At 37.0% G+C, this 17,071-nt stretch carries 25 protein-coding genes; 1 reads left to right on the top strand and 24 read right to left on the bottom strand.

Annotated elements, in window-relative coordinates; translation table 11 throughout:
- Positions 1–2: 2 nt before the first annotated feature.
- The 8 genes from ACHZEU_RS20490 to ACHZEU_RS20455 form a co-directional block, all read right to left on the bottom strand.
- Positions 3–1,022 carry a phage minor head protein gene (locus ACHZEU_RS20490; RefSeq protein ID WP_279495681.1) on the bottom strand — a complete coding sequence of 340 codons (1,020 nt, stop codon included), beginning with the start codon at positions 1,020–1,022 and terminating at the stop codon, positions 3–5.
- On the bottom strand, positions 1,019–2,437 hold the full coding sequence (locus tag ACHZEU_RS20485) for a phage portal protein (protein WP_279495682.1): 1,419 nt from the start codon (positions 2,435–2,437) through the stop codon (positions 1,019–1,021). Before ACHZEU_RS20485 ends, ACHZEU_RS20490 begins: the two co-directional genes overlap by 4 nt.
- A gap of 12 nt (positions 2,438–2,449) precedes the next feature.
- Positions 2,450–3,658, bottom strand: a complete 1,209-nt coding sequence (locus ACHZEU_RS20480) for a PBSX family phage terminase large subunit (protein ID WP_279495683.1) — start codon at positions 3,656–3,658, stop codon at positions 2,450–2,452.
- Entirely contained in the window at positions 3,658–4,476 is an 819-nt protein-coding gene (gene terS / locus ACHZEU_RS20475; protein ID WP_279495684.1) for a phage terminase small subunit, read from the bottom strand. The genes ACHZEU_RS20480 and terS overlap by 1 nt, the downstream gene beginning before the upstream one ends.
- Before the next feature lie 9 nt (positions 4,477–4,485).
- Positions 4,486–4,809 carry a hypothetical protein gene (locus ACHZEU_RS20470; protein ID WP_279495685.1) on the bottom strand — a complete coding sequence of 108 codons (324 nt, stop codon included), beginning with the start codon at positions 4,807–4,809 and terminating at the stop codon, positions 4,486–4,488.
- A gap of 65 nt (positions 4,810–4,874) precedes the next feature.
- Positions 4,875–5,561: a Cthe_2314 family HEPN domain-containing protein gene (locus tag ACHZEU_RS20465; RefSeq protein ID WP_279495686.1), complete on the bottom strand. Its 687-nt coding sequence runs from the start codon at positions 5,559–5,561 to the stop codon at positions 4,875–4,877.
- 155 nt (positions 5,562–5,716) lie between these two features.
- Positions 5,717–6,304, bottom strand: a complete 588-nt coding sequence (locus ACHZEU_RS20460; RefSeq protein WP_279495687.1) for a hypothetical protein — start codon at positions 6,302–6,304, stop codon at positions 5,717–5,719.
- Positions 6,305–6,458: 154 nt separating this feature from the next.
- Positions 6,459–6,662 carry a hypothetical protein gene (locus ACHZEU_RS20455; protein WP_066037345.1) on the bottom strand — a complete coding sequence of 68 codons (204 nt, stop codon included), beginning with the start codon at positions 6,660–6,662 and terminating at the stop codon, positions 6,459–6,461.
- Positions 6,663–8,208: 1,546 nt separating this feature from the next.
- Between ACHZEU_RS20455 and ACHZEU_RS20450 the strand changes: the two genes are divergently transcribed.
- Positions 8,209–8,451: a hypothetical protein gene (locus ACHZEU_RS20450; protein ID WP_279495689.1), complete on the top strand. Its 243-nt coding sequence runs from the start codon at positions 8,209–8,211 to the stop codon at positions 8,449–8,451.
- Positions 8,452–8,525: 74 nt separating this feature from the next.
- On the opposite strand, the gene ACHZEU_RS20445 is transcribed toward ACHZEU_RS20450, so the two are convergent.
- The 16 genes from ACHZEU_RS20445 to ACHZEU_RS20370 all read right to left on the bottom strand — a co-directional run bounded on the left by ACHZEU_RS20445 (position 8,526) and on the right by ACHZEU_RS20370 (position 17,070).
- Positions 8,526–9,293, bottom strand: a complete 768-nt coding sequence (locus tag ACHZEU_RS20445) for a hypothetical protein (RefSeq protein ID WP_279495690.1) — start codon at positions 9,291–9,293, stop codon at positions 8,526–8,528.
- Positions 9,294–9,324: 31 nt separating this feature from the next.
- Entirely contained in the window at positions 9,325–9,579 is a 255-nt protein-coding gene (locus tag ACHZEU_RS20440) for a hypothetical protein (RefSeq protein ID WP_279495691.1), read from the bottom strand.
- A complete protein-coding gene (locus ACHZEU_RS20435; RefSeq protein ID WP_279495692.1) occupies positions 9,564–9,980 on the bottom strand; it encodes a RusA family crossover junction endodeoxyribonuclease in 417 nt (138 codons plus the stop codon). Before ACHZEU_RS20435 ends, ACHZEU_RS20440 begins: the two co-directional genes overlap by 16 nt.
- Positions 9,981–10,057: 77 nt before the next feature.
- Positions 10,058–10,228, bottom strand: a complete 171-nt coding sequence (locus ACHZEU_RS20430) for a hypothetical protein (protein WP_279495693.1) — start codon at positions 10,226–10,228, stop codon at positions 10,058–10,060.
- Positions 10,229–10,242: 14 nt separating this feature from the next.
- Positions 10,243–10,566 carry a nucleoside triphosphate pyrophosphohydrolase family protein gene (locus ACHZEU_RS20425; protein WP_279495694.1) on the bottom strand — a complete coding sequence of 108 codons (324 nt, stop codon included), beginning with the start codon at positions 10,564–10,566 and terminating at the stop codon, positions 10,243–10,245.
- Positions 10,563–10,742, bottom strand: coding sequence for a hypothetical protein (locus ACHZEU_RS20420; protein ID WP_279495695.1), 180 nt, complete (start codon positions 10,740–10,742; stop codon positions 10,563–10,565). Before ACHZEU_RS20420 ends, ACHZEU_RS20425 begins: the two co-directional genes overlap by 4 nt.
- A gap of 16 nt (positions 10,743–10,758) precedes the next feature.
- Positions 10,759–11,262, bottom strand: a complete 504-nt coding sequence (locus ACHZEU_RS20415) for a single-stranded DNA-binding protein (RefSeq protein WP_279495696.1) — start codon at positions 11,260–11,262, stop codon at positions 10,759–10,761.
- On the bottom strand, positions 11,228–11,962 hold the full coding sequence (locus tag ACHZEU_RS20410) for an NUMOD4 motif-containing HNH endonuclease (protein WP_279495697.1): 735 nt from the start codon (positions 11,960–11,962) through the stop codon (positions 11,228–11,230). The genes ACHZEU_RS20415 and ACHZEU_RS20410 overlap by 35 nt, the downstream gene beginning before the upstream one ends.
- Positions 11,959–12,663 carry a YopX family protein gene (locus ACHZEU_RS20405; RefSeq protein WP_279495698.1) on the bottom strand — a complete coding sequence of 235 codons (705 nt, stop codon included), beginning with the start codon at positions 12,661–12,663 and terminating at the stop codon, positions 11,959–11,961. Before ACHZEU_RS20405 ends, ACHZEU_RS20410 begins: the two co-directional genes overlap by 4 nt.
- Positions 12,660–12,851 (bottom strand): hypothetical protein, encoded by a 192-nt coding sequence (locus ACHZEU_RS20400; RefSeq protein ID WP_279495699.1) that lies wholly within the window; start codon positions 12,849–12,851, stop codon positions 12,660–12,662. Before ACHZEU_RS20400 ends, ACHZEU_RS20405 begins: the two co-directional genes overlap by 4 nt.
- A gap of 32 nt (positions 12,852–12,883) precedes the next feature.
- Positions 12,884–13,708, bottom strand: a complete 825-nt coding sequence (zapE, locus tag ACHZEU_RS20395; protein ID WP_258860841.1) for an AFG1/ZapE family ATPase — start codon at positions 13,706–13,708, stop codon at positions 12,884–12,886.
- Positions 13,644–14,918, bottom strand: coding sequence for a DnaD domain protein (locus tag ACHZEU_RS20390; RefSeq protein ID WP_279495700.1), 1,275 nt, complete (start codon positions 14,916–14,918; stop codon positions 13,644–13,646). Before ACHZEU_RS20390 ends, zapE begins: the two co-directional genes overlap by 65 nt.
- A 15-nt stretch (positions 14,919–14,933) precedes the next feature.
- Positions 14,934–15,344, bottom strand: a complete 411-nt coding sequence (locus ACHZEU_RS20385; protein ID WP_279495702.1) for a hypothetical protein — start codon at positions 15,342–15,344, stop codon at positions 14,934–14,936.
- A gap of 49 nt (positions 15,345–15,393) precedes the next feature.
- Entirely contained in the window at positions 15,394–15,699 is a 306-nt protein-coding gene (locus tag ACHZEU_RS20380) for a hypothetical protein (protein WP_279495703.1), read from the bottom strand.
- 21 nt (positions 15,700–15,720) lie between these two features.
- Positions 15,721–16,086 carry a zinc-finger-containing protein gene (locus ACHZEU_RS20375; RefSeq protein WP_279495704.1) on the bottom strand — a complete coding sequence of 122 codons (366 nt, stop codon included), beginning with the start codon at positions 16,084–16,086 and terminating at the stop codon, positions 15,721–15,723.
- A gap of 177 nt (positions 16,087–16,263) precedes the next feature.
- On the bottom strand, positions 16,264–17,070 hold the full coding sequence (locus ACHZEU_RS20370; RefSeq protein ID WP_279495705.1) for a recombinase RecT: 807 nt from the start codon (positions 17,068–17,070) through the stop codon (positions 16,264–16,266).
- Between the last annotated feature and the right edge of the window lies 1 nt (position 17,071).

Here is a 17,071-nt window from a genome sequence, read left to right as displayed (position 1 = left end):
TTTTACTCCTCTCCACTGAATTGTTTTCTCCACTCTTTATAACTCATGAACGGAATTGTAACACTAGGTGGTTTCACCAGTTTGTACGCTTTGTTAAAAGCCTGTCTGTAGGACAATCCTAAATCAGACATATAAGCATCAATACGAGCAGCCAATTTCTTTTGGTACGCATCATCCATGTAGTCTCGGCCTCTCCTGTATTCCGGTAACTTGCCATTGACCATGTAAATCGTGTGGCAACGACACTGGATATCCATTGAAGAAATGCCCCATAACCTCGGTGCTTTTGATTTCCACTTGCCGAAATGGTAGTAGCCCTCTTTATCAGCTTTCTGACCATCTAGCTTTCTATGAGACTTACGAACCCTTGTATCAAGTGATGACATCCACACCTTAGTAAGCCTTGCTGTTTTACTTGCTTGTTCCTCAATGGCTAAATCAACCTGAGATCTCACACGGCCACCTTCTGTACGTGCAACGAGAATAGCTTTCTTCCTTGTCCATCCCATAGCGTTTTCAATCCTGATAGCCATGTCAGTGTAACTCTCTCCTGCTTGTAGGCTCTGTGCTATCTCAATGTTTAACCGCCTGATAATGTCGTTTCTATGTGCCTCGAATATCTTTGGCAACGTCAAAAACTCAACAGGATTAGTTAACGCTGCTTGAATCACCTCAGCAGATGGTATTTTAAAGCCCATTTCCTCGCCTGTAGACTGTTGCAAGAGATAAGCCATCAATAAGTATCTCTCGATGTAAAGACGTTCCTCTGAAGCTTGTATGAGTTTAATAATCTCTTTGTAATCAGCATTAAGTTCTTTAGCAATCATTCGCATTTCTTGGTTGAATCTGTTGTACTTATTAACATCTGTCCAAGTAGCCTCACCGTTTCTGCCAAACTTCCGATGCATGTCTAACATTTGGGCAAGAATAGACTTTAAACGTCGTGCAAACACAACCTCAATGTCTTTTTCAGCCTTGGCTTCTAAATCATCTAAGATACGATTGATTTCCTGTTGATTCATGAGACATCAACTTCTTTTAGGTCAGCGTCATCCTCATTCAAAGGTTCAAGCCCATTACCAAACAGTTGTTCATCCTTCTGCATTTCTTCAAGTTCATACTCCACATCATCAACAACAGACAACTTAGAAAGGCGAGTACGCTCTGATACCAATCCTTTTAACGCTTGTGAAGCTTGTGCCTCGGACAGTAAATCAATAGGAATGTTGCGTTTGTATTCATACCAAACTTTCAAGTAGTCATCCTTTGAGCAAATACCTTTCTTGGCCCATGCACTACATAGCACTTTAAATTGGTACCGAAGAGCAGTCGTGAACTTTCGCTCCATCGTCTTACATTTGTTCTCAAGTGCCATTAATTTGTATTTCATAGCTACGCCACTTGCATTACCTGCAAACGATTCATCGCTGAAATTTACACTCTTAGCTAGGCGCATGATGTTCTCTTCTAAGCGATCCAGATGGTTCTCGATCATTTGGTCGTTAACATCTTTGGTTAGATATTTAATGTCGTCATTCTCACCCATCAGCTCAAAGATACCTGTTCGAGCAACCTTCTTTGCATCTTCGTCATCCATCCCCATACCTTTAAGTACTAGATAGGACAATCGGAACTGTTCGATTTCGTTTGAAGCATCAGATAAAGTTCTATCATAAGCGTCGATGAGGTTGTACACCTTATCTGCATCGCCCTGCAACTCCTCGTTATTTGGAACACCGAATAAAGGGCAATAGTCAAATAAGTGCTTCCGTTCATCTTTCAAAACAAAAGGTGAATCGGCATCAGTACGTGTGTAGAGTTTTTCAGTTGTAGCATCATAGAACACCAGCTGCTCAATCTCTACTTTCTCACCCTCAGCATCTAGTGCTGCGCTTTTAAAATATCGCATAGCATATTTAGGTTCACTAACGTCTGCTGTTTCCGATAGGATAATTGTTTCCCATGGATCAATGGTCGTAACCCGTTCATTTCCATCAGTATCAATGTAAAGTAGTCGTGCTGAATAGCCACAAATAGCTGTTTTCTTCCCTGACTCACTATCAAGATCATCAACAGAATTACGCAAATTAAAAAGCTCAATCGCCTCAGATAATTTATCAAGGCCTTGAGCTTGTTTGTCTACTACGTATGAAATTGGATTACCGAACATGTAGCCAACCTTGGTATCTACTATTTCAGCATCTAGTGGATTATTTAAAGTGTTATTCACCTTATCGTCAACACGAACAACATGGTCATTACCTTGAGCGTAATCAGTCGGTTTACGTGTTAAAATCGGGACTGCTGAAATTTCAGCTTTATACCGGTTGTAGTTTAGTAGTCGTTTGTTTCGTTCAGCCTTTGTCTCATCTACTAGCTTATTAAGTAATAAAGGAGTAACACCTTTCTCATTAATATAAGCAATGTATTCGTTCACTGCACCACCTCCTTATCGGTTCTTCCCTTTTAGAATTGCCTTCTGATAATGTGTATAGATTCCATAACGTATCACATCCAATACGTCATCCCATAACTTAATTGGTTCTCCAGTAGTACCATTCCATGCGTATTGGTGGATTTCACCCTTAAACCTTTTCACTTTATCTTCAACGATAAAAAGCCGCCCTATTTTAAACATCTTGGCGACTTCCTCAATTCCTGCTATTACTTTTTTAATTGCATTAATTGCCCTTAATCCTTCGCGTCTAAAGCGTTGAACATGCTCAGGTCGCGCTGAATCACAATAGAAATTGATATTGCCATAACGTTTTTTGATGTCCTTAGCGATGTCTACCCAGTAATCAATTTCTTGGTGCTGTTTGGCATGTTCTTCACATAAATAAACAATTCCATTCTCATCTTCTGCAAATACCCCGATTGCCCCAAAGTGCTCATAGCCCCAGTCAACAGCAGCAAAGTATTTAACAATGTTGATTTTTTCGAACTCTTTGCTAGAAATGTAGTTTCGGTCCTTATTAAAGTCTTTATATATAATTCCTTCTGCCGACACCCATAAACCGTGAATATCACGATCTGTAAACATTCCAGATGGTGTAGAAGCAATAATTGACTCCACGTATTCCGGATCCAGAAAGATGTTATCAAACAAAGTGAAATGAAATACCTTGATATTTAATCTTCCACTTTCAAGTAACTGACCATCTTTATCGATAATGTCTGTCTTAACTGGATGTGCTGGATTTTCTGGGTTAGTATCTAAGAGGATTTGAGCTCCTGGATATGAACATCGTGAGATTACCTCTTTAACAAACATGTCATGTAATGCGGTGCCTTCATTCAAAAATCCACCTGCTGCTGTAAAACCACGAGCCTTTTTCCATGCATCCGCATTAGTACCGTCAAAGCAATACACCTTATTACCAAACACACGGACTGCATTGGTTTTATCCAACTTTAATTCTTTGCCTAGAATAGCCTCCATATCATCAAGCACATTACGACGAATACTCGCTTGTGTGGACCCACCGATAATAAAAGATAGCCCTTGGTTTTCAAACTTAGCAATATGCATTAAAAAAAGCAGTATAAGAATAAATGTCTTACCTGCCCTCTTGGCACCACTAGCAGCCAATATTTTAGGTTTTTCATGAATAAAGCAGTCCATAACCTCTTTCTGTTTGGGTGTAAGCTCTGCCATTATTCCTCACCTGCCATTTTACGCAGCATCTTTGCAATTTCGCTTTCTTGAGTTGTTGTATCTCCAGATTGAATCTTTTCGATTTCTAGTTTTGTTTTATCGATACCTAACTGCATCTGCTCTAGCTTCAACCTACGCTCATCATCCTGATCAGCCATCTCAACAAACTGACGAATAGAAGAACGCAACTCCCCAATTGCTCTCGATTGAGCAGTGAGTAGTTGTGCCTGTCGTTCCCATGCGAATTGAAACTCATATTCTTCTTCTGTTACAGCCTTTTCGACGCCTCCGCCATCCTCTTTAGAACGTGGATAGTAATCGTATTTCGCTTTCTTGAGCTCTTTAATTATTTCATCTTTAGATTCGACGTGCATAATTCGTTGAGCCCTTATGATTGCAGCATACTGTATTTGTATTTGGTCCCAAATTAAATCGGCTGGAGAACGCTCATTCATTGCTTCCATTATTTCGAGCGTTTCTTCTGGTAAGAACTTTTGAAAGAATCCGTGAGTGAGAGCATTTGAGTTTTGTTTTGGAGCTGACGCGTTTTTATTACCTCGATTACCTTTTGCGTTAGCATTACCAATAGGAGCGCCTCTTTCTCTCTTAACACTTTTTATCGGAGTACTCCGTTCGTCTGTTTGGAGTACTCCATTTAATTTCTCGTTCCAATTGTCTTTAGATTTTGATTTCCATGAGCCAATTGTTTTTTCTGGAACACCTAACTTTTCAGCTATTGCTCGATTTGTAATATCACCGTTGTGTTCTTTGTAAATTTCAAATGCTTTATCTCGATTCGGGTCTCTCGCTCTAGCCATATCTCATAATCACCACCACCTATACCTGAAGCCTTGGAAGCCTCTTACTTGTTCTAAGCGTTCTTGCCTTAAATCATCCATAAAAATAAGACAACCATTCCATGTGCGATTAGTTACCTCACATGACGCAGTCGCCTTTGTTTCGATTTGTATTACTTTCATTGATGACTCAATATATCCGTTTTTTACGAAATACACTCTATCACCAATGTTTAGCTTTTTAGGTTGTCTGGATAGTTGCCAGAACTGTTCATATCCACCTTGTTCATAAACAGTAGTTTCTTTATTATCATTTACATATTCACTCTTAGGAATCGTTACTACGATGTCCAATGGCATCACCCCATTATGCTAATTGCTCTAAAAAATAAAAACCACCTACTAGGTGGTTTAGAGAATTATAAATGCTTATTACATTCCTTTGTTATTTCTTTTAATAAATTAATGAATTCATCTATACAACCAAGTATTTCCACAGGTTTACTATACTTACCTTTTGAAATTGTTATAGTCTGTCCTTGTTTTACAAAACCAGAAGTCATACTTAAAGGTGAGTGGTTATGTGTAAAACTATTTCTTACATCCTGTGCTGTTACATATCTATCATCTTTAATTGCATCTTTAAAACAATCAAACAAATCTTTGTTTTTACTTTCTAAAGCACTTAAAACATTCTTTCTAAATTGTAAATTTTCTTCTATTTCAAGTTGATATTTCACGTTGATAATATGAACTAAGTTATCTACCAAAGTGAATAATCTATATAATAAACTTTCTACTTCATAACTAAACCAGTAATGATAAGCTATTTTTTCTAGATCCTTCTTTTGATAAATATCATATCCATCAAGTTTTTTAAAATATACATATACATAACCATAGTTAATACTTATTGAGAGCATCTTTTGATTGAATTCGTTTTTCCAGTGATCAACTGACATTTTCCCGTTATTCATTTCTAAAAGATTGTATTTACTTTGCGATACCTCAAAAGACATTTCTTCTAAATTATTACCAATCTCTAAGTCGAGATCATTCCATTCTTCTTCACTTAGTAAAATTTGATAATTGTTTACATTAACCATATATATCCCTCCCACCCAATCATAACCTAGCAGATGAAATATATGTAATAACTTTTTGCTCTCAAAAGTAAGTGCCGTTGCCCTGGCAGTCAAAGGGGAGGAAACTGCTCGATACTCACTTTTCAGGGCAAAAGAAAAACACCCCGAAGGATGCGTTAAACGTTTTTTCTAAATTTTCTATACTCTTCTTCAAATATCCTTTTACTATTATCAAAAATTGCATAAATGTCACGAACATCACCAATAAGTATTTCAGCTGTATGTTTGTTTATTTTTTCAGTAACAATGTATCTTCCAATAGATTTTTTGTGGTATTCTACAATTTCAATAGCATCATAATCCATACTCTTATACATATATTCTCTGTCATTTATTAATTGTTGATGAAGTTCTTTTATAGTTTCTAAAACATTTTTGGTCATACTTTCTTCGCCAAGCTGTAATAAATTTTCGTATATATACATCTTATTAAGGTACTTACTATAAGTATCTATTAATACACTAAAAATCATTAGTTTTTCTGTGGCATTGCTAAAGAATATTTCTCTATCTCGATGTTTCAGAGTTCTATTAACTCCAATATAAGTAATTGCACCTCCAAATATTGCTCCAAAAAAAGCGATTATTGCAGCAACTATAGTATCCTTCCAGCCATAGAATTCCATCATTATCCAACCGGAAATTAGTAAAACCATTAAACTAGTCCAAATTAGAATAAACCATTCAAATATTCTTTTACTCACTTTTATCACCCATAAGTAATGATAAGCTAGATGTAGAAAACTATGTAACAACTTTTTGCTATCAAAACCACATCAAACTCTACCCTCTCAACTCGTAGCGTTTTGGCTGTTTGATGCAGTTTTCAAAGCAAAAGAAAAGCCCTGTGAAGGGCTCTTAATTACGTGCAATTGAAGCGTTGGCCCACATAACAGCAGTTTCAAGGTTAGTCATAGCAACTGACTTCTCACGGCTGTTAGGACATTCTTCATCGATAAGGTAAGCAAGCTCTTTCGCCTTCTCACGAATAGCCTCATACTTTGCTGGTTGTCCCTCTTTTGGTGCGTGGTACATAAAGTTGTTTTCAATTTGTGGTTTCATTTGTTTTCTCCTTTCGCATGCATAATTAAAAGCCTCCATCCGAAGATGAAAGCTTAGATATTGTGGTAAATTGTCGAGTGCTCTTTTCCGACTCGTGGTAGAGCGACACCACGTTATTTTGTAACGAATTATGTTCTAGTTTTATAGTGCATTTCCGTGCACTTTGAACCTGTAGTAAGTTTGTTTTAGTAAGTTTGACTGAATTAAATGGAAAGTGGACGAAGTTCACATATAAACCACTCCTTCAGTTTTTATTAGCCTTTTATATTAATTAAGATACCTAATCTCTTAAAAAATATGGGCCGGCCATGTATGTCTTGCTCCGAACAAATTTATGGAGCGCGGGTCGGTCGTCGGTCTGTCTTTCCCTAATATTTAGGTTTTTATAAATACCAAGAGAGGAAAAGCTTACCGCGCCGTCCTGCCTCCCAGTTTACAATGGATTTTTTATTTCACAAAACATGCTACATGTTTTACATTTGTTCCTTTTGTTACATCTGTTTCATTTGTTTCTTTCGTTCCACAATCGCGCCTGATTGTGGAAGATCGGTTTTTCAATTAAATGTCCTATAATTTTCTTCGTTTGTTTTTCAAATCATTTATTTTAATAACACCATAATAAACAATCCAAAATAAGAGAATTAAAAATACAGAATAATTCTTTTTACTTTCAGGCAATAAAATTAAAGTTACAATATATATAAGAACACTAGGAACAAGTAATACCCAATACAATTTTCGTCTATTCATTTAAAATCACTTCTCCTTCAAGACAATCTATTGACAGTATAGCTCTCGCGCAAACAACCCTAATAAAGGAATTTTAAATATATTATACCATTAACAAAAAAGCTCCTAAAGCGTCCTTTGGTGACCTTAATTGTTATTCAACAATCTGGCCCCGATTTTTGAATAAATGTTATTAATAAGAAGTAGCCTTTCAGCTACTTTAACATTTGTCCTATAATACTATTTTTAACCCTGAATATAGTTGTACCTGATAACCCCATATGTTTACCAATAGCCCGCATGCTATCACCATCTAGCAATCTATGAAGAACTTCAATCTCTCTGTCTCCTTGTACTAACGGAATACGTTTTTGAACCTCAGCAATCTTTTGCTCATATTCCTTAATTCGGTAATTTAGAGAGTATACACGACGTTGTACCTCTGTATATACCGGATCACTTGTAYCTMCACTAGCMTTYGGMAATGCTGCCTCAATACYGTACAATGCTGTTTTTGCCMCGAKGTAACTATTATTATCRGCYTTAAMTACTGGYTGTYTTGCTKCCTYAWWGGTTTYARTCMTCYWWCGKWAATTYTYAAYCCMCYGWMGWWWATNNNCTTTTGTAACTTTAATTTGCCCTTTTAACATTGGGTTGCCCTCCCGTGTTATAATATACTACTTGTACTAGCTCGTCTTAAAAGGGCATAAACCAATTCGAGCTGTAGCATGTGACGACGCTGCGGCTTTTTTATATGCATAAATTTTATTTTTCTGTGAAAACTATCCTTAAATTTATATAAGGAGGTGTTTTCATTATGTCGATAGTAGGATGGGGTAGACTCCTAAATACCATTAGATTATTAAAAAATTACGAAGAATCAGGATATCTTGAACATTTTTGTAATGCACACGGTTTAGATTATCGCTTTTATAAACGTTTCATCAAAGCTAATTTAGCAATTATTTCAGACCAATCAGAATTACTAGATGCAATAAAAGAGGATAAGGAATTTGCCAAACGTTTAAATGATATTTTAGGTCCTATAGAATCTGTATGATCTTTATTGGCATCTGCAAAATTAATAATTTGCAGATGCCCTTTTTTAATTAAATTACTCATATTGTTTAGTGACTACATCGCTAATTTCTGCGAATGTTCTACTATGATTCTCTCGAATATCGCTTCTACTAGTTTCATAGGTATATTCGAACGTTCGTTATACTTTTTGCTATAGTTATTCCACTCGATTTCTCCTTGTGTACTTTCCTGTTTTAGGTTCAAATGCAGGTTACTTTTAAATTTCGTTGGCTTTTTTAGTGGATAATCATAATTGTTATAAAATGTTTTGTTATCGTAGGGAATGTTGAAACCTAGCACCCTATCAAAGTAATCCCAAATTCTACTCGTTGCAGGGTTTTCAATAATGTAGTATTTTGGCTGGTAACGCTTGATAATTTGAATTAAATTAAACGCACACAGTTCTCCATTTATTCGATTAATAAAAGACTTCTCAGGCTTGAACTGATAATCTTCATAGTCCTTGTAATCCCTCACTGTAAAACGTGACAACGGTATTTGTGGAGAAAATAACGAATCGCCTTGTTCTTGTTTCCAACAGGCATTTCCATTCGCCATTGCACTTGCCACTGACCAACTTTCACATGGCGGACTAGCAATAATTGCATCAGGTTTCGGTAACAAATCCAATGTTGACCAAAGTTTATTGTCACCAAATAAATAACTATAATCTGCTAAGTCCAGGTTAATAAAATGGTTGTTTTTTTGTTCAATATCCAATCCTATAGGAAATATTTCAATTTCCTTAAATCTTTTTGCGCCTTTTTCATAGGATCCATTTCCACTATCAAACAATGCCCAAATTACAATTTTATTTGTCATTTTAATCACCTCATTATCTTCACACTAATTTTCAACTAACCACTTTCCTCTTTCCTAACAATCCACCAGCTCTTGGCCCAATCCTTCCTGCCATTTCAAGGTCCATAGGAATTAAAGCCACACTCACCTTACTCGCATTAAGCTTCTGAGCTATCTCATTAATTGGATATCCTTGATTCCACATAGCTATGAAGCTTCCGATCTGTTGTATGGTGAAATCAAACTTAACCGATTCATGAACCTCACCAGTGAATAAGATGTATCGACTCTCTACTTTTGGTGCCATTCAATCGTCACCTCTGCCCTTGGGTTATCCGAATACCACTTACGAGCAACTAACTCTGTCACTTGGCTATCATCACGCCATATAACCTTACTTAGACCATCTTTAATGCCTTTTGCCAGATTGTCGATGTCTGGTTTAGTTGTTGGTCGTAACTCACCATTTAACGCCTGCTGTAGCTTTTTCTTGCTATTGCTGATAGCTTTTGGTATCTTACGATAAACATCGATAGTTAGCTTTATATCTTCTGTTATTAGGGTTTCTGGCGCTACTTGTGAAGCTACTAATCTTACAAATGATTTGTAGTCTTTGGATTCCTTCGGATCAAATGTGCCATTTTGTGTTACTCGTGGTCGTTGTTGTGCCTGCACATCTCCTGGTATTTCAAATGTGAGTATGTTCATGTTTGCCCTCCTGTCAGCACTCTTAGAAGTCTGCTGATAAAACAATCTAATGCCGTTCTACCAGCAGCGTGTATGAATTAACCGTTCTCTACTATATTTGTTACTGTTCCTGAACCACCTACATAAAGATTTTCGGAATCCCACACTTCACCACATACTGCGCAGCATCTTAATTCTTTGTTGCACTCTACCATGGTTAAGCTTTCACATTTATTGCAGCCATAAATTTCTACTTCTATTTCACCCATTACTTCACCAACCTTCACTCATTTTCTGCTCGATTAATGCTTGCCTCAGTACTAAATCCATCTGGATAGCGCTTTTTTAATTTCTCGATATTGGCTTCTGCAATTTCATCTAATGACAAACCTGCCAATCTAGCGATATTTGCTAGATACCACATAACATCACCTAATTCTTTCTTAACCTCCACATGATCAATAACATGACCATGGAACATAGCTTTTTTAATTAAATCTGCAACCTCTCCAGCCTCACCTGCGATACCTAGACCATAATTAACTAGTTCATTATCATGTTTAGCTGCTGTTCTCGTTGCTAACAATTGATACTCATTTAAGTTCATTTAGCTGCCCCTTTTCCGAATCGTAATAGCACTTGATATGGTCTTGCTTCATATTCAAAGAATTTAATATCACTGGTTGGATACCAATGGTTCTGTCTTTCAGCTTTAATTTGCTTTTCAAGCTTATCTCGCGTCTTAGCTCCAATGATTTTCTTCGTAGGTCGTTTTGTTATCATCAGTAATCACTCCTTCTTAGAAAGGCAGATCATCCGAGTTAACATCAATCGGTGCCTTTGAATTTGCAAACGGATCTTCATTACCCTGCATATAACTCGGTTGATTGTTATTACCGCCATATTGCCCCTGTGAACTGCCTTGATACTGTCCACCTGTATTTGTACTAGATTCGTAGTTTGATGCGCCCTGTGAGCCTCCTGTGCCGTTTTTCGGCTCTAAGAATTGGATACTGTCTGCTACAACGTTCGTAAAATAGATTCTTTGCCCGTCTCTCTCATACGAACCAGTGCGTATAGATCCTGTTATCCCTGTTAAACTACCTTTCTTTAAGTAGTTAGCAGCATTTTCAGCAGTTTTTCTCCATGCTTCAATCTGGATAAAGTCAGCTTCATTCTCGTTATTCTGATTTTTGAAAGTTCGATTAACAGCTAACGTAAAACGTGCTCTTGCAATACCTGATTGAGTGTACGAAATCTCGGGATCTTTAGTTAGCCTTCCGATAAGCTGCGTTTGATTCAACTTTTAATCCCTCCTTATATTCTCTTTTGTACCTCTTTACCGTTGTTGTACTGATGCTATATTTCTTAGCAATATCAATATTTCTCGAACCATTTTTGAATTCCGTTTCTAATACCTCATAAGGAACCTTGGTTCTAACATCTTTATTGCTTCGTATTTGTATTCCATGTTGTTCAAGCAGCCTTTTGATTGTTTTGCCATCACACCCTATTTGCTTCGCAATTGTATTGCAACCAATGTTTCTGTCTTCTAAATAGGTCTGAATTATCAACTCTTCTTTATTTTTAATAGACCAATCTCTTTCGCCTGAACGATATGCATGAACAAGATTTTCTGAATGTGTACACCATTCCAAGTTTTCTACATTGTTGTTAATAGGATTAGAGTCTATATGGTTAACCAAATTCTTTCCTTCAATGATTGGTATGAAAGCAAATGCTACTAACCGATGTACTTTAAGAGATTTACTTTTTTGTCCAGGTTTCACTAACTCCACTTTTTGATAACCCGTAGTTGTTTTAGATTGTTTTAATACTCGACCCTTCATATAACAATGAAATTTGTCACCTCTATAAACTGGCCTATCCAGGGATCGAACTTGCCCTCTATTACTAACTTCATACAGCCCTTCATAACCAACAACAGGTTTCCAAATCTCATCATCTTCAAAATGAAATGCCAGTTGTTCAGTTAATGTCATGCTGTTACCTCCAGTAGTTCAGGGTTTTCGTATATGTTGCCGACGACTTCGATATAATCGTTTTCACCATCCAATAAACATTCCTCACAATGTTTAACAACAGCTTGTAAATAAGAAACATCAGGACAATATTCATTTATTACAAATCGTTGAACATCGTCACAATCTGCCCAATTCGGAATGTATAGCTCCAGTATGTCACCTTCATATATCTCCTTGCCGTACTTATCTTTTAAGCCTGTCCATCGCCCTCTAAACTTAAATTTAGCCCGTCTGTAAGTCTTAGACATCAATTCTTTTAAGGTGTAAATTTGCACAATATTTTTATCTCGATCGTATAACCTGAATTTCATTTCACTGAAAATCTCTTCTTCAGCAACAAATTGGCCATTTGGATTTCTAGCTTTAAAATGCTCTTCAATGTAATGTTCGCTAGGTGTTGTTAATTTTAAATTTTGAATATTATTATTCGAACGGTCTCCATCTATATGATGAACAAGCTCTTTTCTAGGTGTTAAATAACGTCCCAGGTAATTCTCCATAACCAACCTATGCAAAGGAACGTAACCTCTTTTATTTGCGTATGGGTGATATGGTGCTTTTGCTAGTACATATCCATTTTGCTTATAAAACCCTTTACATCCTGCGCGAATTTTCATTTTCTTCGCATCCCACGCCCGAAACTTAATCTCTCTACTCATGCAGCCATCGCCCCTTCCATTCGTGAAATAAGATAATCCGTAGCCTCATCAGCATCTTTAAGCCCTACCAAGGCTCTCAATTGCTCCAAACGTTTATAAGCCATGGTTTCGTTTTGTTTGCCTCCGAAGCGCTGAAACTGCCCTAAATACAAAATGATTTGGTCTATTAAAAATTGTTCATTTATCATCCCTTCACCCTCCATCAAGGGGCTGTTGCCCCTCACTGATTTAAAATTGCATTGAATTTACTCAAGCGACCTTTAGCGATTTCTCTTCGAAAACTAGTAGCCTCATTTTTAACTGGTTGCGACATTTCGATTAATCTATCAGGTATCCTCTTGCCTATTTGCTCTGGTAAATCTTTTGGATTGAGATTTGATGTTGCTAGAATAGGTTTTTTTCTACGACTACGGCCATCAAATATTTGGAACATAGTTTCTAGCACCCAATCACTTATTTTTTCTGCCCCTAAGTCGTCGATAATCAACAAGTCACAAATCATTAATGCTTTCATGATTTGTTGTTCACTCTCGTTATTGTTGCGATTGAAGGTAGCTTTGATTTTGCTTAGTAACTCTGGCATTGATATGAAAACTATTACCTTACCTCGAGCAGTTAAATAATTGTGTACTGCTGCAGCTAAATGAGTTTTACCATTCCCTACATCGCCCCACAACAAGAGAGATTCAGCACCAAATTCTTCGAAATGTTCTGCATAGTATTTAGCAGCCTTGAAAGCTTTTTCAGAACCCTGCCGCATTAAGAAATTATCAAAACTAGCATTCAAGTATTTATCACCAATATTGCTGATAGAGAATAAAGTACGTACCTCATTTTCCTCTTTAGCTCGTATCAAACGTTCAACCTCTGCCTTTTTAATGTCCTGCTCACATTGGCATACAGGTTGCACCCAGCGAGTTCTACCAAGGACCTCAACTGGAATCGCCTTGATTTCATTTCCGCAATGGCTACATACTTCGCTAGAGTGAGAGGCCGTCATATTCTTCGTTACTATGTCGTTCATAGCTTTGGCTATTGGTTGCATCTCGTTGAACCTCCTTCATTTTCAACCGCAATTGCTGGTAAGTAGTGATCATGTCTTTACGCCAGTTGATCAATGTACCTTCTGCATATTTAATTTTGTTACGAGCGTTGTTTAATACCGCGTTTTGTAATGCTGCTAAGATTAAATCCACGTCTTTGTAATCATCCAAGATGTAACCAAGGTGTTCAGCGATTGTTGGAAGAACAGGTGTAATGTTTTGATTTGTAAATTCAACTAATCTAGCAAAATCAGATTGAGAAGAAACCGACTGACCGACTTCACTGTCTGTTGTTTGTTTTTCTTTTTTATTTTCTTTTTGTTTTTGTTTTTCTGTTTGTTTTTCTTTTTGTCCACGTATCGTATTTAAATAATTACGTAACGTATACGTATCGTAAATTTCGTTTTTGACAGCTACAGTTATCGAAACATTTGCCTCTGCTCGTTCGTATTCAAACTCTTTCAAAGTGTTTATTTTTGCAATTACAGTTTCATAATTGACTGGAATTTCAGGATGTTTTAAATTCCAGAAATCTACCACTTCCCTTAAATCTGTTGTTCCAGATTTTAAATTATTAAATTTGTTGTAAGAGACTACTAGGTTTGAAATCTCTGAACCCCCACCGTTTACTTGAGGATTGATATGATCCAGTTCAATATCTTTTAATTGAAGTTTTAACCCTGTGTAGAAGCATCTTTGACCATCACGCAAAATGATGTAATCACGTTTAGTAATGTTGTCCAAATCTTTTGGTTTAGATTGTTTAGATGGTTCAGCATAGTTACTAGCACCGTTCAACACATTGGTATACAGCTGCTTCAAACTTTCATGGGATACTGAACCAACAACAAACTCTAATAAAGAAGTATCTTTAACATCCTCTAATTCACGTCTAACGCAGTCCATTATTGGTTTACCTGCTTTTATGAGGTTGTAACGGCCCCAGTTCCGTATCGCAATTTCCCTTGTTTCTTCGTTGTAGCGAATCAATTTATGGTGATCCAAGAAACGCTGCATTAACGCATTTATTACTTCTGGCGAATAACCCAATTCGAATGCCATATGCTTTTTTGTAATTTGATAAACACCGATTTGCTTCGTGTGTTCATTTGTTAATAAATAAAGGAAAAATAATTTGTCTTCTGGTGTAAATTCTTCAATTACTTTGCCGTCTGTCCATAATGATGTATAAACATATCTAAATTTAGCCATTTGCCCTCGCCCCTCCTAGTACGTTTTCACTGGCTCCCAATCATTTGCATATGCTGCCTCATTGAACTTATCTACTGGCATATCAATATTGACTGGCTCATATGTTTCAAGCCATTTTGCGACATCGTAACTGATGGAAGCTCTATTACCGAATTTTTCAAGCATGTAAGCTTTGTATGCCTCTGAATGTGCTATTACTTCATCTATTTCTGGTTGCCCTGGCTTTTGACGATCATTCCGAACGATGATGAAAGCGTCTTGAATATCATCCATTGTGATATCACCATCTGGATCACTGAAATCTGCTACTTCAATATCTGCAGCTAGATAACGTTCATCTTTTTCTTTGTGCTTTAAAACAATGACAGGAACAGTAGAAATAATTTCATCCTCTCCACCAAAGATGTTTTGTTGAAATACTTTCATGGTTCGCCCTCCATATTTTCAATATTCAAATTTTTAATCACAGACATATTCACAAAATCCACAAGAAATAGAATTTAACATCACTAGGATTACGTTTTCGTTTCTCAATGGCCTCGAAAATCACCTCTGTTGCATTCTCCTTAAATGGCATTGATGGTATTTCTGGAACCTCACTAGGTTTAACCTCATGACCATGTTGTGAGTATGGCGTGTCTGTTGCTAAGAATTGTTGACTAATGCTATTTCCTGTTAGCATTACAGCATCTTTCGAGTGGATTGAAACGTGTCTATACTTACCACTCTGTTCAAGTTCCGATTTCTTTTGTCTGATGAATTGTTGTAGTTGAATACCCATACATTTGTCCCTCCACACTTTTTAAATTAGACCCCTATAAACCTTTAACTTCTGAATCAGCTCATAGCATTGTTCTTCATCCATCATGCCGATATGAGCCTTTTCAGGTGGTAAATTCATTAATTCTTGCATTACTTGATACGCCTTGCCCCTACCCATTTTTCGATATTTTCCTTTCCATAAAGGATCAAACATCGAATGAGCTGTTTTTCGCATTGAACGTAATCGTTTATTTGCTAATGTACCAAGTGGTGTTTTCCCTTTTCCATGCGTTCCTACATAAGCATCACAAGGTCTACACACGTACATATTCACACCATAATCTTGACCATAAAATTCTTTACTGGACATAAACTCAGCCTCGTTACCACAGTAGCCACAAATCATTTCTAAACCTCCTATAACAACCTCTGTTCACGCTCACAAACTGCAAAACTACCACCCACTTTGATAATTCGATAGTTTGGGTAACGTTGCATGTACTGCAGCACCAAACGTCTGATTTCATCGTTATCCTTCGCCTGCTCAAATATCCAAGCAGGCAGAAGGACTTTGTGAGGTATATTACTGTTCAATAATCATTTCCTCTTGAACTGGTTCTTCTTCAACAACCGAATAGTCAGTTACATCAATAACTTCACTCATATCCTTTGAAACCTCTGTTTTAATAGTTTCATCAGCCTCAACAACCTTTTGAAGCTCAATTGACTTAGGAGCAAACTTTAATACTTCTTTTAGTACTGTCTTTTTGGCCATTGCGTCATAATTGGTCTTCCAAGGACTTGTCCAACCCTTCTGAACTGCTTGAGAGAACTTGTGAGCATGTTTTTCAATTCGTTCTCTTGTCCAGTAAACAAAGTCGTATCCTCCGTTTTTCAAGTGGTATACAGCATAGTAGCCGATTGGCTCGCCCTCTGGGTTTTGTGAAGGAACATGTACTAAATCTTTGTGTAATCCGTAAGAGTATGAAAATTCATCTTCTTGGTACACTTCATGGGCATAAATAGCTTTGTATTGACCACTTCTAACAGCTAGGTCAATTAAGCCTTTATAACCTAACTGGAACTGAACCTGTTTTCCGTAAGGGATTAAGTACGCTTGCCCTAGCCCTGTATTTGGTTCAACACCTAGTTGAGCTGATTGCATAAGTGCTGCTACAAAACTGATTTGGTCGCACTCTAGTAATTTTGGTGTTGTTCGAACTGCTGTTAATGCAATTCGAGCGATACGATCAGAATCCATGTGTTTCGGTAAAGCGCGTTGGATTTCAGGACCCATCTTTTTTAACAATGCATTTAATGATGATTCAGGCGTTACTTGCTTTGATACTTGATTCTGTGACTTTGCTTTTAATTCATTTGTAGTAGCCATT

Source organism: Lysinibacillus sp. S1, assembly GCF_044986265.1.
In the GTDB taxonomy this organism is placed as follows: domain Bacteria; phylum Bacillota; class Bacilli; order Bacillales_A; family Planococcaceae; genus Lysinibacillus; species Lysinibacillus capsici.
The sequence above is the reverse complement of the archived record's forward strand: the minus strand, read 5'-3'. Positions and strand labels throughout refer to the sequence as shown.

What these genes read in the sequence shown, in the direction of transcription:
- ACHZEU_RS20420 (WP_279495695.1), bottom strand. Translation starts at nt 10,742, where the DNA reads ATGATAACAAAACGACCTACGAAGAAAATCATTGGAGCTAAGACGCGA.
- ACHZEU_RS20465 (WP_279495686.1), bottom strand. Translation starts at nt 5,561, where the DNA reads ATGGTTAATGTAAACAATTATCAAATTTTACTAAGTGAAGAAGAATGG.
- ACHZEU_RS20400 (WP_279495699.1), bottom strand. Translation starts at nt 12,851, where the DNA reads ATGATAAATGAACAATTTTTAATAGACCAAATCATTTTGTATTTAGGG.
- zapE (WP_258860841.1), bottom strand. Translation starts at nt 13,708, where the DNA reads ATGCAACCAATAGCCAAAGCTATGAACGACATAGTAACGAAGAATATG.
- ACHZEU_RS20390 (WP_279495700.1), bottom strand. Translation starts at nt 14,918, where the DNA reads ATGGCTAAATTTAGATATGTTTATACATCATTATGGACAGACGGCAAA.
- ACHZEU_RS20455 (WP_066037345.1), bottom strand. Translation starts at nt 6,662, where the DNA reads ATGAAACCACAAATTGAAAACAACTTTATGTACCACGCACCAAAAGAG.
- ACHZEU_RS20480 (WP_279495683.1), bottom strand. Translation starts at nt 3,658, where the DNA reads ATGGCAGAGCTTACACCCAAACAGAAAGAGGTTATGGACTGCTTTATT.
- ACHZEU_RS20435 (WP_279495692.1), bottom strand. Translation starts at nt 9,980, where the DNA reads ATGAACATACTCACATTTGAAATACCAGGAGATGTGCAGGCACAACAA.
- ACHZEU_RS20430 (WP_279495693.1), bottom strand. Translation starts at nt 10,228, where the DNA reads ATGGGTGAAATAGAAGTAGAAATTTATGGCTGCAATAAATGTGAAAGC.
- ACHZEU_RS20445 (WP_279495690.1), bottom strand. Translation starts at nt 9,293, where the DNA reads ATGACAAATAAAATTGTAATTTGGGCATTGTTTGATAGTGGAAATGGA.
- ACHZEU_RS20410 (WP_279495697.1), bottom strand. Translation starts at nt 11,962, where the DNA reads ATGACATTAACTGAACAACTGGCATTTCATTTTGAAGATGATGAGATT.
- ACHZEU_RS20375 (WP_279495704.1), bottom strand. Translation starts at nt 16,086, where the DNA reads ATGATTTGTGGCTACTGTGGTAACGAGGCTGAGTTTATGTCCAGTAAA.
- ACHZEU_RS20380 (WP_279495703.1), bottom strand. Translation starts at nt 15,699, where the DNA reads ATGGGTATTCAACTACAACAATTCATCAGACAAAAGAAATCGGAACTT.
- ACHZEU_RS20405 (WP_279495698.1), bottom strand. Translation starts at nt 12,663, where the DNA reads ATGAGTAGAGAGATTAAGTTTCGGGCGTGGGATGCGAAGAAAATGAAA.
- terS (WP_279495684.1), bottom strand. Translation starts at nt 4,476, where the DNA reads ATGGCTAGAGCGAGAGACCCGAATCGAGATAAAGCATTTGAAATTTAC.
- ACHZEU_RS20425 (WP_279495694.1), bottom strand. Translation starts at nt 10,566, where the DNA reads ATGAACTTAAATGAGTATCAATTGTTAGCAACGAGAACAGCAGCTAAA.
- ACHZEU_RS20440 (WP_279495691.1), bottom strand. Translation starts at nt 9,579, where the DNA reads ATGGCACCAAAAGTAGAGAGTCGATACATCTTATTCACTGGTGAGGTT.
- ACHZEU_RS20370 (WP_279495705.1), bottom strand. Translation starts at nt 17,070, where the DNA reads ATGGCTACTACAAATGAATTAAAAGCAAAGTCACAGAATCAAGTATCA.
- ACHZEU_RS20450 (WP_279495689.1), top strand. Translation starts at nt 8,209, where the DNA reads ATGTCGATAGTAGGATGGGGTAGACTCCTAAATACCATTAGATTATTA.
- ACHZEU_RS20490 (WP_279495681.1), bottom strand. Translation starts at nt 1,022, where the DNA reads ATGAATCAACAGGAAATCAATCGTATCTTAGATGATTTAGAAGCCAAG.
- ACHZEU_RS20385 (WP_279495702.1), bottom strand. Translation starts at nt 15,344, where the DNA reads ATGAAAGTATTTCAACAAAACATCTTTGGTGGAGAGGATGAAATTATT.